The 17918-nt window shown below is 59.7% G+C and carries 11 protein-coding genes and 1 pseudogene; 4 read left to right on the forward strand and 8 right to left on the reverse strand.

Features of this window, described 5'->3' with window-relative positions; genetic code table 11:
• Nucleotides 1-19: 19 nt before the first annotated feature.
• Together GDN47_RS20500 and GDN47_RS20505 are read left to right on the forward strand one after the other, a co-directional pair.
• Nucleotides 20-874 carry a sugar phosphate isomerase/epimerase family protein gene (locus tag GDN47_RS20500; RefSeq protein WP_152094127.1) on the forward strand — a complete coding sequence of 285 codons (855 nt, stop codon included), beginning with the start codon at nucleotides 20-22 and terminating at the stop codon, nucleotides 872-874.
• Between the two features lie 21 nt (nucleotides 875-895).
• Nucleotides 896-1957 carry an ABC transporter ATP-binding protein gene (locus GDN47_RS20505; protein WP_113421149.1) on the forward strand — a complete coding sequence of 354 codons (1062 nt, stop codon included), beginning with the start codon at nucleotides 896-898 and terminating at the stop codon, nucleotides 1955-1957.
• Nucleotides 1958-2035: 78 nt separating this feature from the next.
• Here the strand turns inward: GDN47_RS20505 and GDN47_RS20510 are convergent, their stop codons facing one another.
• From GDN47_RS20510 to urtA, 8 genes and pseudogenes are all read right to left on the reverse strand, one after another.
• Nucleotides 2036-5191 (reverse strand): efflux RND transporter permease subunit, encoded by a 3156-nt coding sequence (locus tag GDN47_RS20510; protein ID WP_145635751.1) that lies wholly within the window; start codon nucleotides 5189-5191, stop codon nucleotides 2036-2038.
• A gap of 9 nt (nucleotides 5192-5200) precedes the next feature.
• Complete coding sequence (locus GDN47_RS20515; protein WP_145635753.1) at nucleotides 5201-6448, reverse strand: efflux RND transporter periplasmic adaptor subunit; 1248 nt, start codon at nucleotides 6446-6448, stop codon at nucleotides 5201-5203.
• A gap of 863 nt (nucleotides 6449-7311) precedes the next feature.
• Nucleotides 7312-7512 (reverse strand): hypothetical protein, encoded by a 201-nt coding sequence (locus GDN47_RS20520; RefSeq protein WP_069613983.1) that lies wholly within the window; start codon nucleotides 7510-7512, stop codon nucleotides 7312-7314.
• 273 nt (nucleotides 7513-7785) lie between these two features.
• A complete protein-coding gene (gene urtE, locus GDN47_RS20525) occupies nucleotides 7786-8481 on the reverse strand; it encodes an urea ABC transporter ATP-binding subunit UrtE (protein ID WP_113419962.1) in 696 nt (231 codons plus the stop codon).
• Nucleotide 8482: 1 nt separating this feature from the next.
• Complete coding sequence (gene urtD, locus GDN47_RS20530) at nucleotides 8483-9238, reverse strand: urea ABC transporter ATP-binding protein UrtD (protein WP_069613981.1); 756 nt, start codon at nucleotides 9236-9238, stop codon at nucleotides 8483-8485.
• 93 nt (nucleotides 9239-9331) lie between these two features.
• Nucleotides 9332-10403, reverse strand: a pseudogene (gene urtC, locus GDN47_RS20535) (urea ABC transporter permease subunit UrtC); the annotation flags it as partial.
• Complete coding sequence (gene urtB, locus GDN47_RS20540) at nucleotides 10400-12025, reverse strand: urea ABC transporter permease subunit UrtB (protein WP_113355313.1); 1626 nt, start codon at nucleotides 12023-12025, stop codon at nucleotides 10400-10402. The gene urtB and the pseudogene urtC, both read right to left, overlap by 4 nt.
• Before the next feature lie 67 nt (nucleotides 12026-12092).
• Nucleotides 12093-13382, reverse strand: coding sequence for an urea ABC transporter substrate-binding protein (gene urtA / locus GDN47_RS20545; RefSeq protein WP_069613978.1), 1290 nt, complete (start codon nucleotides 13380-13382; stop codon nucleotides 12093-12095).
• A gap of 229 nt (nucleotides 13383-13611) precedes the next feature.
• On the opposite strand from urtA, the gene GDN47_RS20550 reads away from it, so the two are divergent.
• Entirely contained in the window at nucleotides 13612-17001 is a 3390-nt protein-coding gene (locus GDN47_RS20550) for a hybrid sensor histidine kinase/response regulator (protein WP_113355315.1), read from the forward strand.
• On the forward strand, nucleotides 16994-17917 hold the full coding sequence (locus tag GDN47_RS20555) for a response regulator (RefSeq protein WP_113331607.1): 924 nt from the start codon (nucleotides 16994-16996) through the stop codon (nucleotides 17915-17917). Before GDN47_RS20550 ends, GDN47_RS20555 begins: the two co-directional genes overlap by 8 nt.
• Nucleotide 17918 lies beyond the last annotated feature (1 nt).

Below are 17918 nucleotides of genomic sequence, written 5' to 3' on the forward strand. Positions count from 1 at the left end.
GGCCGCAGGGAGGATTTTGATGAGGATCGGTTTTTATACGTCGACATTCAACGACAGGCCCTTCGAGGAGGTGGTGGATTTCGCCGCCTCCGCCGGTTTCGATGCGATCGAGATCGATGTCCGCGGCCATATCAAGACGCCGGACAAGGTACGAGCGGCGGTCGCTCTTGCCCGCGACCGCAACCTCTTCGTCTCCTCGATCGCCTTTTTCGGCAATCAGCTCGATGCCGATCGCGGCAAACGCGGCGAACTTCGAACCATCACCGAGGAATTCGCCGACGCGATCGGCGAAGCGGACGTGCCGATCTTCATTATCTTTCCCGGTCGCGACGACAGCGCCGACGAGGATGCCAACTATGAAGATTTCGCCGACTTCGCCAACCGGCTGATCGCCAGGACGACGTCGAGCGGGTTGATCTTTGCGATCGAGAACTGGCCCGGCCCCAAGGACAATTTCATCGGCACCACGCCGAAAGGCTGGCAAGAGCTCTTCAAACGAATTCCCGACAAACGCTTCGGCCTTGAATTCGACCCTTCCCATCTCATCCGCATCGGCGTCGATCCCTATGTCGCCATGGATGCGGTCAAGGATCGCATCGCCATCCTTCATGCCAAGGATACCGCGATCGATGCGGCCGTTCAGCAGGCGGTCGGCTATCATGGCAAGGGGTGGTGGCAATACAAGTTGCCGGGCCATGGACTTCTCAACTGGCCGCGCTTCCTGCGTCAGGCGCGCGCCAATGGCTTTGACGGCACGCTTTCGATCGAGCACGAGGATACGGCTTTCGGTTGGCCGGGCAAGGATCTTGCTCAACGCAAGGAAGGCGAGCGCCTCGGCCTTGCCTATCTCCGAAAGGTCTTGAACGGGCTTTGAAGCTATCCGGGAGGATGGAAAATGGCACATGTCAGAGTGAACAATGCGCGCAAGGATTATGGCGCGTTCAAAGCGATCAAGGGCGTATCGGTCGATATCCGCGACGGCGAGTTCGTCGTGCTCGTCGGCCCCTCGGGCTGCGGAAAATCCACGCTGCTCAGAATGATCGCCGGCCTGGAGGGGATCACCTCGGGCGATATCCAGATTGGCAAGCACATCGTCAACGACCTCGCGCCGAAGGATCGCGATATCGCGATGGTCTTCCAGAACTACGCGCTTTATCCGCATATGACGGTCGCGAAGAACATGGGTTTCTCCTTGCGGCTGAAGCGAATGCCGAAGGCGGAAATCGATCAGCGCGTCGGCAATGCCGCGAAAATCCTCGGGCTTGAAAATCTTCTCGAACGGTATCCGAAGCAACTTTCCGGCGGCCAGAGGCAGCGCGTTGCCATGGGCCGCGCGATCGTGCGCGACCCCGCCGTCTTCCTCTTCGACGAGCCTCTATCGAATCTCGATGCGAAGCTTCGCGTTCAGATGCGATCCGAAATCAAGGAAATGCACCAGCGACTACAGACCACCACCATATACGTCACCCACGATCAGATCGAAGCGATGACCATGGCCGACAAGATCGTCGTCATGAAGGACGGCCTGATCGAGCAATCCGGATCGCCGCTTGAGCTTTATGACCGGCCGGTCAATCTCTTCGTCGCAGGCTTCATCGGTTCTCCCGCGATGAATTTCATCAAGGGCAGCATGACGAACACCGGTTTCCGCACCACCGACGGGCTTATCCTGCCGAGCGAACAATATCCGCCGACTGCCGTAACCTATGGCATTCGCCCCGAGGATATCAAGCTGGTGGCAGACGGTATCGAGGTGGAGACAATCGTCGTCGAACCGACGGGATCCGAAACGATGGTGATTGCCCGCCTCGGCACGCAGACAGTCACCTGCGTGTTCCGTGAGCGGATCAGGGCCGCGCCAGGCGATACCTTGCGCATCGCTCCGGCTCATAACGCCGTCCATCTCTTCGACGAAAATGGGCAGCGTATCGCCGATGGAGGTAGTCCGAGCCACTAATCGTGGCTCCGGGTCAATTGCCAACGGCCATCTTTTACGGCAGGCCCAGCTTTGACGCTGGGCCTGTATGCATGATGACTATGGCGTATCCGGCGTCGCCGTGGCAACGTTCGGCTCCTGCCCCTCCGCATCGGTCGATCTCTTGCCCTTGAAGACACGGCGGACGGAGACGAAGAGCAGCGGGATGAAGAAGATGCCGAGCACGGTCGCCGAGATCATACCGCCCATGACGCCGATACCGATCGAGTTCTGGCTGCCGGAACCGGCCCCGTTGGCAATCGCCAGCGGCAGCACGCCGAGGATGAAGGCGAATGAGGTCATCAGGATCGGTCGCAGACGTTGCCTTGCCGCCTCGAGCGTCGCATCGATCAGGTTCTTGCCCTTACTCTGCTGCTCGATGGCGAATTCGACGATCAGGATGGCGTTCTTTGCCGCCAGACCGATTGTTGTCAGCAGGCCCACCTTGAAGTAGACGTCGTTCGACTGCCCGAAGATGGTTGCGGCCAGCAGTGCGCCGAAGATGCCGATCGGGACCGACAGCATGACGGCGAACGGGATCGACCAGCTCTCGTAAAGGGCGGCGAGCGCCAGGAAGACGACCAGGATCGAAATCGCGTAGAGCTGGCTTGCCTGGTTACCCGAAAGCTTTTCCTGAGCGGACAGGCTGGTCCAATCGTGGCTGAACCCCGGCGGCAGGCTCGCCATGATCCTGTCGATCTCGTTCATGGCGTCGCCCGAGGAGACGCCAGGCGCCGCGGTACCCTGGATTTCGACGGCAGAAGCACCATTATAGCGCTCCAGGCGTGGCGAACCATAGGTCCAGATACCTGAGGCGAAGGCCGAGAACGGCACCATGTCGCCGCCGGAATTGCGCACATACCAGCGATCGAAATCCTCCGGCTGCATGCGGAACTTGCTGTCGGCCTGCACATAGACTCTCTTGACGCGGCCGCGGTCGATGAAGTCGTTGACGTAGGTGCCGCCCCAGGCCGTCGACAACGTCGCATTGATATCCGCCAGATTGACGTTCAAGGCGCGAGCCTTTTCCTGATCGATATGGATCGAATATTGCGGCGTATCGTCCAGTCCGTTCGGGCGCGTGCCGCTCAGCTTCGCGCTCCCCGACGCCGCACCCAAGAACTGGTTGCGGGCGGCGATCAATGCGGTGTGACCCGCGCCGTTGATATCCTTGATGTAGAAATCGAAGCCGCTGTTATTGCCGAAACCGGGGATTGCCGGCGGTGCCAGCGCGAAGACATTGCCGTCCTTGATCTTGGCAAAGGCGGCCATCGCGCGTCTGGCGATCGCCTGGGCGGAGGCTTGCGGCGTCCTGCGCTGATCGAAGTCCTTCAGATCCACGAAGGCGACGGCAACGTTCTGGCCCTGGCCGCTGAAATTGAAGCCAACGCTGCCAAAGACACCGTCGACATAGTCCTTCTCATTGTTGAGATAATAATTCATGACCTGATCGAGCACTTTACGGGTGCGTTCAGCGGTCGCACCGGGGGGCAGCTGAATGCTGGTCAGAAGACGTCCCTGATCCTCTTCCGGAAGGAAGGAGCTAGGGAGACGATTGAACAAATAACCGACACCGACGCCGATCAGCACGAAGATGACGAGGAACACGGCACCGCGGCGGATCATGCCATGAATGGTGCGCTGATAACCTCTCGTTCCCCGCTCGAAATTGCGGTTGAACCAGCCGAACAGGCCGCGCTCACGTGCCCCATGCGCCGGCTTCTTGAGAATGGTGGCGCAAAGAGCTGGCGTGAGGATAAGAGCGACGATGACGGAGAGCACCATCGCCGAGACGATCGTCACCGAGAACTGCCGGTAGATGACGCCGACCGAACCGGAGAAGAAGGCCATCGGGATGAACACGGCCGACAAGACCGTGGCGATGCCGATCAGCGCGCCGGTGATTTCCTGCATCGACTTGATCGTCGCCTCGCGTGGCGACAATCCCTCTTCCTCCATCACGCGCTCGACATTTTCGACGACGACGATGGCGTCGTCGACCAGAAGGCCGATCGCCAGCACCATGCCGAACATGGTCAATGTGTTGATGGAATAGCCGAACATCGCCAGCACGCCGAAGGTGCCGAGCAGGACGACAGGGACGGCGAGCGTCGGGATCAGCGTGGCGCGCAGGTTCTGCAGGAAGACGAACATGACGATGAAGACGAGCACGATGGCTTCGAACAGCGTCTTGACCACGTCCTCGATAGAAAGCTTCACGAAGGGCGTCGTATCGTAGGGATAGACGATCTCCACGTTCGGCGGCAACGTGCTGCGCAAACCATCGATCGTCGACTGGACCCTGGCCGCCGTATCGATCGCATTTGCATCCGTCGCCAGGCTGATGCCAAGGCCCGCGGCAGGCATGCCGTTATAGACACCCGACGTGACGTAGCTATCGGCGCCCAGCTTCACTGTAGCGACATCGTTGACGCGAACCATGGAACCATCAGGCAGGCTCTTGAGGATGATGTTCTCGAATTCCTCCGGCGTCTGGAAACGGCTGCCAGCCGTAACCGTCGCATTGAGCTGCTGGCCGCCAAGCTGCGGCAGACCACCCAGTTGACCGGACGAGACCTGTACGTTTTGCGCTTGAATGGCGGAGACGACGTCCGATGTCATCAGCTGGTATTTGACGAGCTTGTCCGGATCGACCCAGATGCGCATAGCATAGCGCGCACCGAAGAGCGTGGTGTCGCCAACGCCTGGAACCCGCTTCAAAGTATCGTTCAGGGTACTGTCGACATAGTCGGCTAGGTCGGTCGGCATAAGTTTGCGATCCGTCGACACAAACGCCGCAACGAGGAAGAAGCTGCTGGTCGATTTCGAAACGGTGATGCCGGTATTCTGGACGACTTGCGGCAATTGCGCGGTGACGAGCTGCAGCTTGTTCTGCACCTGCATCTGCGCGACGTCGGGATTGGCCTTGTTGGTGAAAGTCAATGAGATCGAGGCTTGGCCCGTCGCCGTCGAGGTCGACGCCATGTAATCGAGATTGTCGATACCGGTCATGCCCTGCTCGATGACCTTGGTCACCGAGTTTTCGACGGTTGCGGCGTCGGCGCCGGAATAGGTGGCGGTGATGCGCACCGTCGTCGGCGCGATCTGCGGATATTGCGCGACCGACAGTGTGAGGATCGAAAGTGCGCCCGCCAGCATGATGACGATGGCGATCACCCAGGCAAAGACGGGCCGGTCAATGAAGAAGCGAGACATGTTTTACCCTCAATTCGTCGAACCGGTGACGGTGCTCTTGTCCGCGCCGTCGGCCTTGGCCTGCTGACCGGCTTGGGCTGTGCCGGCCGCCGATGCCTGTTCAAGATTTCCGCTGGCATCGTCGACTGTCACCAGCGCGACGTTCACCTCCTGGCCGTCACGCACGCGCTGTATGCCTTCGACAACGACTCGATCTCCCTCCTCTACTCCTTTGCCGACGAGCCAGCTGTTGCCGATGCTGCGCTGAACGGTCAGCACGCGCTGCTGGATTTTGCCGTCCGCGCTGACGAAGAAAGCGATCGGTTCGCCCTTCGTGTTGCGGGTCACGGCACGCTGCGGCACGAGGAAGCTGCTTTCGGCAACGCCTTCCTGAATGGTGGCGCGCACATACATGCCCGGCAGCAGAACCCGCTCCGGGTTGGGGAAGCTGGCGCGGACATTGAGTGTTCCGACGGTCTCGGCTACAGCCGCCTCCGCAAATTCCAGCGTGCCGCTTTCCTTATACTGCGTGCCGTCCTCCAAGGTCAGACGGACCGAAACATTCTCGCCGCTTGTCTTCAGGCGCCCCTCCTCCACGGCACGTCGGAATCGCAGGAGGTTCGTACTCGACTGCGTGACGTCGACATTGATCGGATCGAGCTGGCGAATGGTGGTCAGCGCGGTCGTTTGTTCGGCAGTCACGAGTGCGCCGACCGTCACGGTGGAGGCATCGACGCGGCCGGAAATCGGCGCACGGATCTTTGTATAATCAAGATTGATCCGTGCGGTCTCGAGCGCCGCCTTGGCAGAGGCGACATCGGCCTGTGCCTGTACCAGGGTTGACTTCGCATCGTCGAAATTCTGCTGGCTGACGGCGCTCTGCGCACTCAGGCCCGCATAGCGGTCCAATTTGGCCTGGGCATTCGGCACGGCACCTTCCGCCTTCTGCAAGGCGGCGACCGCACTGTCATAGGATGCCTGGTAAGAAGACGGATCGATCTCATAAAGCACATCGCCTTCCTTGACCTCGCTTCCTTCCTTGAAATTGCGGCTGCGGATGATGCCGCCGACTTGCGGCCGAACCTCGGCGACGAGATTGGCGCTGATGCGACCGGGTAGATCGGCGGTGATCGCGACCGATTGCGGATGCAATGTCATCGCGCTAACCTCGGATTTCACAGTTCTTCCACTATTCTGTGCTGCCGGCTGTTGGCTGCAGCCAGCCAACAATATGACCACGATTCCCGAAGCCACGGTCCGCGTTAGATGTCGTTTCATATATTCCTCGTTGCGTGCGGATCAAAATCTGAAGGAAAGGAGGGAACGGAAAGGCTGGTTTCCGGCGGCACGGCTCCGCGCGAACTCGCAACCAATCCTTCGCCTCTGGGCATCATCGTCACGTCTGCCTGCAGAGGGCATAAGGCAGCTTGTCTGGCGCGACCAGGTAGCTTCCTGCCCGCGCTCCGCTTGAGTTGCGAATTGCAGCGCGACTATCGCCATGGTACCGCACGTGCTCAATCCGTTGATGATGGTGCAGACATCGGATCGTTCATGTTATTCACCGCTCTCACTGAATGAACATATTCTCACGAAGATCCGATTGATCTGTGCAAGAATCCGTACGTAGATCAAACGGATGGATAAGCATATTAGGGTCCACATCAACGATCTCCACCGTCATGCTGGTATGGGTATTCCATGGAGTGGATTGATAAACCGATGGCACGGAGATATCATACCTTCTAATTGAACCTGACTTCCTGTCCATCCAATTGCGTGATTTGAAGCTGATGATCACCACCTTAAGCCCTATCTAACATGCTCTTACAGGAGGATTACTCTCGATTTGTCACATAGCTTTGCCGGAAAATGGTCAAAGTGTGTCAATTGGTGTCGACGCGGCCAAATCATGTCGCGATATATGGCTTGGATACGGTCCTCTACTTAATGTTATCTATGCGCATTATCACAATGTGTATCGGCATTTCTGCATGCGCGATCACCGGTTGACGACCGCTATTTAACGATCAGGCATATTGCAATGAGATCGAAGATCGGTTGTGCATGACCGCTGGATTACCGCTGACACATGCCTAAATATCACCTGAGAAGAAAGGCTTGTTACAAGCGTTCAGCCGCGCTCATTGCAGTGATGCGGCGGAGGCTGTCTTACGAATGGTGATTTCGATGCCACCCATGGACCTGCCATCATCAGTCACATCCGGTACACGTATGTAAAGGATCTCGGAATAGTTGCGGAACGTTCCGCCGATTAGCTCATATATCGCAAGTGCTGTATTTTCCGGGAGCTCTTCGACCGATACGCTTTTACGTTGCTGCATGGGATTCTCTTTCAAAAGTCGTGGCGCCCTCAAGAGATAGAATAATGTTCAGCACTTTAGCCGCGATTTGTCGCAAAGATATCCCAGGAATTCGGGAAACTGTCACAAATGCGTGAGTGCTGCTTCCACGAGAGCAGATATCATCGTACGAATAGCCCATATTGTCCGCAGTAAGATGGTCTGTAAGACCAAAGGGTGGGAGCCCCTCGGACGCCTGAGGCTCCGGCGAAAGCGGCGGCAATCCGGACCCTGGCTATGAGCAATCTCTCCTGCTCAGACAGTCAGATGGCGGCGGGCCTCTGGCGTATCCAGCGTCTCGGCCAGCCCCTCATGCACGATCTCGCCGCGATCCATGATGTAGACGTAGTCGGCAAGCTCGCGGCAGAAATCGAGATATTGCTCGACCAGCAGGATCGCCATGCCGGTGGAATCCCTGAGGTAGCGGATCGCCCTGCCGATATCCTTGATGATCGACGGCTGAATGCCCTCGGTCGGCTCGTCCAAAACCAGGATCTTCGGCCGCGTCACCATCGCCCGGCCGATCGCCAGTTGCTGCTGCTGGCCGCCGGAAAGATCGCCGCCGCGGCGCGAGAGCATGGACTTCAGCACTGGAAACAGGTTGTAGATATCATCGGGAATGCTGCGGTCGCGGCGGGAAAGCGGCGCATATCCGGTCTCGAGATTTTCCTTCACGGTCAAGAGCGGAAAGATCTCGCGTCCTTGCGGCACGTAGCCGATGCCTTGCTTGGCGCGCGCGAATGGCGCCATGCCGTTCAACGTGACACCGTTGAAAGCAACCGTGCCGGCCGACAAGGCATGCTGTCCGGTAACCGCACGCAATAGCGAGCTTTTGCCGACGCCGTTGCGCCCGAGAACGCAGGTGATCTTGCCCATCTCCGCCTTGATGGAGATGCCTCGCAGCGCTTGAGCGGCGCCATAATGCAGGTTCGCGTTTTCGACTGTCAGCATTTCATCGCCCCAGATAATTCTCGATCACCTTCGGATCACTGCTGACGAAATCGATCGAGCCTTCCGCCAGAACCGATCCTTCCGCCAGACATGTCACCTTGACGCCGAGATCCCGGATAAAGCCCATGTCGTGTTCGACCACGACGACCGAACGCGTCTTGGCGATCTCCTTCAAGAGCACAGCGGTTTCCGCCGTCTCGGCATCCGTCATGCCCGCCACCGGTTCGTCGACCAAGAGTAGCTTTGGCTCCTGCGCCAGCAGCATGCCGATTTCCAGCCACTGCTTCTGGCCATGCGAGAGATTGGCCGCCAGCTCGTCGCGCCGGTGCGACAGCCGCACCGTCTCCAGGATTTCCTCGATACGATCGCGATCCGCGGGCGTCAGCCTATAGAATAGCGTCGCAAAGACGCCGCGATTGCGGTTGAGCGCCAGTTCGAGATTGTCCCAGACGGTATGGCTTTCGAAAACGGTCGGCTTCTGGAACTTCCGCCCGATGCCGAGCTGGGCGATATCGGCCTCATCCTTCTTCGTCAAGTCGACCTGGCCGTTGAAGAACACCTCGCCCTCGTCGGGCCGCGTCTTGCCGGTGATGATGTCCATCATCGTGGTCTTGCCCGCACCATTCGGGCCGATGATGGCGCGAAGTTCGCCAGGCTCGATGACGATCGACAGTGAGTTCAAAGCCTTGAAGCCATCGAAGGAGACCGAAACGTTGTTGAGGTAGAGCATGCTGTTGGGTTTGATATCGGGGATCATGGTCCTACTCCGCAGCCTGCACGGACGGGTCGGCTTCATCCTTCGCAGCCTTGGGCGGCGGGCTTGTCGGCTTGCGCGTCTTGCCGAAATGGTGCGCTATCGTTCCGACGATGCCCTTCGGCAGGAACAACGTCACCGCGACGAACAAGCCACCAAGCGCAAACAGCCAGAAATCGGGAAACAAGCCGGTGAAGATGGTCTTGCCGCCGTTGACGAGCACCGCGCCGATGATCGGCCCGATCAGGGTCGCTCTCCCGCCGACGGCCGTCCAGATGACGACTTCGATCGAATTCGCGGGGGCGAACTCGCCGGGATTGATGATGCCGATCTGCGGCACGTAAAGCGCGCCGGCAATGCCCGCCATCATGGCCGATACGACGAAGACGAAGAGCTTGATATGTTCGACACGATAGCCGAGGAAACGCGTGCGGCTTTCCGCGTCGCGCACGCCCACAAGCACCTTGCCGAACTTCGAGCGGACGATGGCCGAGGACAGCATCAATGCCAGCGCCAGGAACACGGCCGTGATGGCGAACAGCAGCGCGCGCGTCCCATCGGCCTGAATGTTGAAGCCGAGAATGTCCTTGAAATCGGTCAGGCCGTTATTGCCGCCGAAACCCATGTCGTTGCGGAAGAAGGCAAGCAGCAGAGCATAGGTCATGGCTTGCGTGATGATCGACAGATAGACGCCGTTGACGCGCGAGCGAAAGGCAAACCAGCCGAAGACGAAGGCCAGCAGGCCGGGTGCCGCAAGCACGATAAGCATGGCGAACCAGAACTGGTCGAAGCCATACCAGAACCAGGGCAGTTCCTTCCAATTCAGGAAAACCATGAAATCGGGCAGGATCGGATTGCCATAGGTACCGCGCGAACCAATCTGCCGCATCAGATACATGCCCATCGCATAGCCACCGAGCGCGAAGAAGGCACCGTGGCCGAGCGAGAGAATGCCGCAATAACCCCAGACCAGATCGAGCGCCAGGGCGAGCAGCGCATAGGTCAGATACTTGCCGAACAGCGACATCAGATAGGTCGGCACATGTAGCGCGCTCGTTTCGGGCAACAGCAGGTTCGACAGCGGCACGAGTACCGCGACGGCAAGCAGGATCGCGATGGCAATGCTGATACGGCGGTCGAGCGAGCGAAGAAGAAAGGTCGTGATCATGCTTCCACCGCCCTTCCCTTGAGGGCGAAGAGCCCGCGCGGACGTTTCTGGATAAAGAGGATGATGAGGACGAGGACGAGGATCTTGCCGAGCACCGCCCCCGCATAGGGCTCAAGGAACTTGTTGAGAATGCCGAGCGAGAAGGCGCCGACGAGCGTTCCCCAGAGATTGCCGACACCGCCGAACACCACGACCATGAAACTGTCGATGATGTAGCTCTGGCCGAGGTTTGGCGAGACATTGTCGATCTGCGAGAGTGCGACACCCGCCATGCCGGCGATGCCGGATCCCAACGCGAAGGTGAAGGCGTCGACCCACGATGTGCGAATGCCCATGGACGACGCCATGCGCCGGTTCTGCGTAACCGCCCGCATCTGCAACCCGAAGGCCGAGCGCTTGAGGAGAAGCAGCAGCGCAACGAACACGCCGAGCGCAAAGACGATGATCCAGAGCCGGTTCCAGGTGATGGAGAGATAGCCAAGGTCGAAGGAGCCGGACATCCAAGAGGGGTTGCCGACTTCCTGATTGGTCGGCCCGAAGATCGAGCGCACCGCCTGCTGCAGGATCAGCGAAATGCCCCAGGTGGCGAGCAGCGTTTCCAGCGGCCGGCCGTAAAGGAAGCGGATGACGCCACGCTCGATGATGAGGCCGACGGCGCCGGTGACGATGAAGGCGACCGGCAGGGCGATCGCCAGCGACCAGTCGAAGAGTTCGGGATAGGAGGTGCGGATGATGCTTTGAACCACGAAGGTCGAGTAGGCGCCGAGCATCACCATCTCGCCATGGGCCATGTTGATGATGCCCATGACACCGAACGTAATCGCAAGGCCGATGGCGGCCAGCAGTAGCACCGAGCCGAGGGAAAGGCCGTACCAGATATTCTGCACCGCATCCCAGAACTTCAATTGATCCTGGATGCCGGCAATGGCGGCGGCAACATCGGGCTTCAGGCTATCATCAACGGAAACCGACGAGAGAATGCCGATGGCATCGCGGCCGCCTTCGTTCTTGATCGTCTCGATCGCCGCCTTTTTCTCTGCGATCGGGCGGTCCGAACCAAGCACCGCAACCGCCTTTGCGCGTTCGAGCACACCGCGGATGTCCGCGTCCTTCTCGCTCTGCAGCGCCGTCTCGACGGCGTCGAGCGAATCCGCACTCGGCGCCTTCAAAATGGATTGCGCCGCTTCGAGCCTCGTGGCGCGATCCGGGCTCATCAGCGTCAGACCGCCGAGAGCCGCGCGAACCGCACGGCGCAGATTGTTGTTGATCTTGATCTTTCCGAGATTGTCCTTGGCTTCCTGGCCGACCACTTGCCCGGTCAAAGGATCCATCAGATCCATCATGTCGCCGGAGGATTTGGCGATAAAAACCTGATTGTCGGATTTCCTGATATAGAGATCACCGTCGGAAAAGGCCTGCAATGCCGGCACGACCTTGGGGTCACCTGACTTCGCCAAGCTCTGGACGATATCCCCGGCCTTCTGGAAATTGGCCTGGCCGAGCGAATTGATGAGGCCGTGGGCGTCTTCCTGGGCGCGCAGACCCGTGGCCGTCAGCGCCAGCACCACACAGAAGCCGGCGACCAGCGCCAGGGCGATGCGGTAAACGAATTTGTCGAACATTGCGCTAGTCCCCTCAAGCTGCCGCGGCCAGAAAATCCTGCCCGCGGCGATCTTGCGTCGGCTGCTATCAGGAGCCCTTGCCGCCGCACTTGCCGGTGGTGACGTTGAAGTTGCCGCAGTTCAGCGGCATGCGCCAATCCGAGATCAGATCCTTGCTATCAGGCAGGTAGTCGGACCATTCCTTGCCGACAACCGCGGGGGTCTGCGAAACGACGTCGAACTGACCGTTTTCCTGCACTTCGCCGATCAGGACCGGCTTGGTGATGTAATGGTTCGGCATCATGGTGGCATAGCCACCCGTCAAATTCGGCACCGAGACGCCAACGAGCGCATCGATCACCTTGTCTGGATCGGTCGTGCCGGCCTTTTCGACGGCCTTCACCCACATGTTGAAGCCAATATAGGCGGCTTCCATCGGGTCGTTGGTCACGCGTTTGTCGTTCTTGGTGTAGGCATGCCACTCCTTGATGAAGGCGGCATTGGCTGGAGTATCGACCGACTGGAAGTAGTTCCAGGCAGCCAGATGTCCGACGAGCGGCTTGGTGTCGACGCCGGCAAGCTCTTCTTCGCCGACCGAGAAGGCGACGACCGGAATATCTTCCGCCTTGACACCCTGGTTGCCGAGTTCCTTGTAGAAGGGAACATTGGCGTCGCCGTTGATGGTGGAAACGACGGCCGTCTTCTTGCCGGCCGCGCCGAAGGCCTTGATCTTGGAGACTTCCGTCTGCCAGTCGGAGAAGCCGAACGGCGTGTAGTTGATGATGATGTCCTCGTCCTTGACACCCTTGGACTTCAGATAGGCCTCGAGGATCTTGTTGGTCGTGCGCGGATAGACATAGTCGGTGCCTTCAAGCACCCAGCGCTGCACGCCTTCGTTCTTCATGAGATAGTCGACGGCCGGGATCGCCTGCTGGTTCGGAGCCGCACCTGTATAGAAAACGTTGCGTTCGGACTCTTCGCCCTCGAACTGCACCGGATAGAACAGGATCGAATTCAGTTCCTTGAAGACCGGCAGTACCGACTTGCGCGACACGGAGGTCCAGCAGCCGAATACGGCGGAGACCTTGTCTTTCTGAATGAGTTCGCGGGCCTTTTCGGCAAAGAGCGGCCAGTCGGACGCCGGGTCGACGACGACGGGCTCGAGCTTCTTGCCGAGAACGCCGCCCTTCTTGTTCTGCTCGTCGATGAGCATCAGCATGGCATCCTTGAGCGTCGTTTCCGAGATCGCCATGGTACCGGACAGCGAATGCAGGACGCCGACCTTGATGGTGTCGTCGGCCGCGAAAGCGCCGTGGAATGCTGTCGTGGACATGATGGCGCCGAGCAGCGCGCCGGAGACGAGAGTCTTGAATTTCATCTATGGTTCCCCTCTTTTGTCTGCCGCAACGGCCGGTAAACAAGGATTAACCGTTGCCTTCAGCGACTATCCGGCGCTCCTTCGGGAAACCACATACGTAAAATGACGTAGGCGCCGGGGCGAAATGTGCAGCTTTAGGCACACTCATGCCCTTAAGCACCACCTCGATCCATGTTACGACATCTCTGAACTGCCGGAGTGACGATGGCGGGACTGCTGAAGGGTAAGCATGGCTGCGCGGCAACGCATCATTCCAGTAAGACGCGAATATAACCGCTGGGTCGCGAACCAGACGCTGGAAGACTACGCCCTGCGTTTCACCGCCAAGAGCGCCCGGCAATTTTCCTCGCAACGCATCTCGCAAACCGCGATCGGCGCCATTTCCTTCCTGGCGCTGGAGGCGATCGGCGGTACAATCACGCTCTCCTACGGCACCACCAACGCCTTCTACGCCATCATTGTCGCTAGCCTCGCCATGCTCGCCGTCGGCCTGCCCATCAGCCGCTATGCCATCCGTCACGGTGTCGACATCGATCTTCTGACGCGCGGCGCAAGCTTCGGCTACATCGGTTCGACCATCACCTCGCTCATCTATGCCAGCTTCACCTTCATGCTGTTCGCGATCGAAGCCTCGATCATGTCGGGAGCACTGGAGTTGACGCTCGGCATACCCGTGTGGATCGGCTATATCATCAGCGCCGTCATGGTGATCCCTCTTGTCACCCACGGCGTGCGTCTCATCAGCCGGTTCCAGTTGCTGACGCAGCCCTTCTGGATCGTTCTCAACATCCTGCCCTTCGTCTTCATCGCCTTTGCCGACTGGGAAAAATTCGATCTCTGGCGGGCCTTTGCCGGCATCCATCATCCCGCGAGCCCGCCGGGCACCGCCGCTCCTTTCGACCTGATCGAGTTTGGCGCCGCTTCCGCCGTCATCCTGGCGCTGATGTCGCAGATCGGCGAACAGGCCGATTTCCTGCGCTTCCTGCCGCCGGACGGCCATCGCAAATGGCGTCATCGCCTCGCCATCTTCCTGGCCGGACCCGGATGGGTGATTATCGGGGCGCCGAAGCTGCTCGCCGGCTCCTTTCTTGTCGTCCTGACGCTGACGTCGGGCGTGCCGGCCGATCGTGCCGCCGATCCCGCGCAGATGTATCTGACCGCCTTCGGCTACATGATCCCATGGCACAATGCCGCGCTGCTCCTGATGGCGGCGTTCGTCATGATTTCGCAGCTGAAGATCAACGTCATGAATGCCTATGCCGGCTCTCTGGCTTGGTCGAACTTCTTTTCGCGGCTGACACACAGCCATCCCGGCCGCGTGATCTGGCTGGTCTTCAACGTCGCCATCGCCCTCTTGTTGATGGAGCTTGGCATCTACCGGCTGCTGGAGGAGACGCTTGGCATCTTCTCGATCATCGCCATGGCCTGGCTTTGCACCGTCTCCGCCGATCTTTTCATCAACAAGCCGCTGGGGCTTGCGCCTCCTGGCATCGAGTTCAAGCGCGCGCATCTCTATGACATCAATCCGGTCGGCCTTGGCGCCATGGCGCTTTCGGCAACCATCGCTCTCATCGCGCATTTCGGTGCCTTCGGCTCAATCGCCGCCTCGCTTGCACCCTATGTCACGCTGAGCGTGGCGTTCATCGCGTCACCTGCCATCGCCTGGATCACCGGGGGTAAATATTATCTCGCCCGCAAGCCGCGCCAGAGCTGGAAGAATCTAAGTACCATCACCTGCTCCGTCTGCGAGCATCCCTTCGAGCCGGAGGACATGGCCTGGTGTCCGGCCTATGCCGCGCCGATCTGCTCGCTCTGCTGTTCGCTCGACAGCCGCTGCCATGACATGTGCAAGCCGAAGGCTCGGCTCAATACGCAGGTCGGCACGGTCGCGAAGACCTTGCTGCCGGAAAGTATCGTCGCCAAGCTCGCCACGCGCCTCGGCCGCTACGGCATTGCCGTCGCCGTGGCACTGACCGCCATGGGCGCTATTCTTGCAATGATCGCGCATCAGGTGGGCGCAGCCTCTCCCGAGACCGCCGCTGTGGTCGACCGCACGATCCTCATCGTCTTCTTTGTCTTTGCCGTCATCGCCGGCGTCGCATGCTGGTTCTATGTGCTTGCCCATGACAGCCGCGTGGTCGCCGAGGAGGAATCCTCGCGCCAGAATACGCTGCTCTTGAAGGAAATCGCCGCCCACAAGAAGACGGACGCCGCTCTGCAGGGCGCCAAGGAGGCGGCGGAGGCGGCAAACCGCGCCAAGAGCCGCTATGTGGTCGGCTTAAGCCACGAATTGCGCACGCCGCTCAACGCCGTGCTCGGTTACGCGCAGATCCTGGAGCGTGACGAGACCATTCCGGCCCCCAGGCAATCTTCCCTAAAAGTCATCCGCCGCAGTGCGGAGCATCTTTCCGGCCTGATCGACGGCCTGCTCGATATTTCGAAGATCGAGGCGGGCCGCCTGCAGGTCTATTCCAACGAGATCAATATCCAGGATTTCCTCGACCAGATCGTCGACATGTTCCAGCCTCAGGCGCAGGCCAAGGGGCTGAGCTTCATCCATGAGCGCTCCGCCGCGCTGCCCGACTATGTCCGCACCGACGAAAAGCGGCTGCGCCAGATCCTCGTCAACCTGCTTTCAAATGCCATCAAATTCACAGATGCAGGCAGCGTCCGCTTCGAAGTTAGCTACCGCAACCAGGTCGCCACCTTCACGGTTTCCGATACCGGTCGCGGCATCGCGACAAAGGATATTACCCGTATCTACGAGCCTTTCCAGCGCGGCGAAGCCGACAGCGTCAGACCCATGCCGGGGCTTGGCCTTGGTTTGACAATCACTCAGCTTCTGACGAATACGCTCGGTGGCGAGATTTCCGTTACGAGCGAGAAGGACGTCGGCTCGACCTTTCGGGTGCGTCTGATGCTGTCGGCCGTGATCCGTCCGATGAAGCCGCCGGCGCAGGAACAGCGTATTACAGGTTACGAAGGGCCGCGACGTACCGTCGTCGTCGTCGACGACAACGAGGATCACCGCGAACTGATGCGCGAGATCCTATCGCCGCTCGATTTCATCGTGCTCACCGCCGCCGGCGGCCCGGACTGCCTGGCGCTGATCGAGGGCATCAAGCCGGATATTTTCCTGGTCGATATCTCCATGCCCGGCATGAACGGCTGGCAGCTCGTTTCGCGGCTTAGGGAAAACGGCCAGACCGCGCCTATCCTCATGCTGTCGGCCAATATCGGCGATGCAGCCGCCGCGACCGACAGTGACGACAGCCACAACGACGCCATCTCCAAGCCGGTCGATATCCGCCAGCTTCGCGACAAGCTTGCGCTGCATCTCGGGCTGAAATGGCTCTATGCCGACGCCTCCGCCCCGGTCGCACCAAAGCCGCCGCTGCCGTTGAAAAGCCCTGGCATCGAGCATGTCCGCGAGCTCAGACGGCTCGGCGAAATCGGTTATATCAGAGGCATCGAGGCGAAGCTTGCGGATCTCGCCAAGCTTGAGGAAAACAAACCCTTCACCGACGCCTTGCGCGCGCATGTCCAGGCTTTCGATCTCGATGGTTTTCTAAACGTGCTGCGCAGCTTCGACATCGAAAAGGTAGAACAGATTGGCTGAGCCCGCCCTTCCCCGCGACATAGTCTTGCTGGTGGATGATTCACCGGAGGCGCTCGGCTTCCTGACGGATGCGCTCGAGCAGTCCGGCTTCTCCGTGCTGATCGCCACCTCGGGATCCGCGGCGCTTAACATCGTCGAGCGCATCACGCCCGATCTTATCCTGCTCGATGCCGTCATGCCGGCAATGGACGGTTTTGAGACCTGCCGCCGGCTGAAATCCAATGCAGGCATTGCACAGATTCCCGTCGTCTTCATGACCGGGCTCACCGAAACCGAGCATGTTGTGCATGCGCTCGAATCGGGCGGCGTCGATTATCTGACAAAACCGATCAATGTCGACGAGCTGCGCGCCCGTATCCGCGTTCACCTGCGCAATGCCCGCTCCGCCCAGAGCGCCAGGGTGGCGCTCGATGCGGCGGGGCGCCATCTCCTCGCCGTGAAGGGCAACGGCGCCATCCATTGGTCGACGCCGCAGGCAACCCGCCTCATCAACGCCGCCACCGGCAGCGATGACGGCCTCGAACTGGCATCCAAACACATCGCCGCCTTCATGCTCGAGCGCGAACGGCTCGGCTCGGCACGCGACAATCTTCTTTCCATCAGCAATGGCCGTCAGGCCGCATTGCAATTCACCTTCCTCGGCGCTATCGGCGCCGACGAATATCTCTTCCGCCTGACGGCCAGCAATCAGAGCGCCGATGACGAGACATTGCGTCAGAGCTTCGCGTTGACGCAGCGCGAATCCGAGGTCCTGCTATGGCTTGCCAAGGGTAAGTCGAACCGCGACATCGGCGAGATCCTCGGCCTTTCGGCCCGCACGGTGAACAAGCATCTGGAACAAATCTATGTGAAGCTCGGTGTCGAGAACCGTGCATCTGCGGCAGTGAAGGCCGCGCATGTCCTACATCGGCCGTGAG

The organism is Martinezella dioscoreae, assembly GCF_009176305.1.
In the GTDB taxonomy this organism is placed as follows: Bacteria; Pseudomonadota; Alphaproteobacteria; order Rhizobiales; family Rhizobiaceae; genus Rhizobium; species Rhizobium dioscoreae.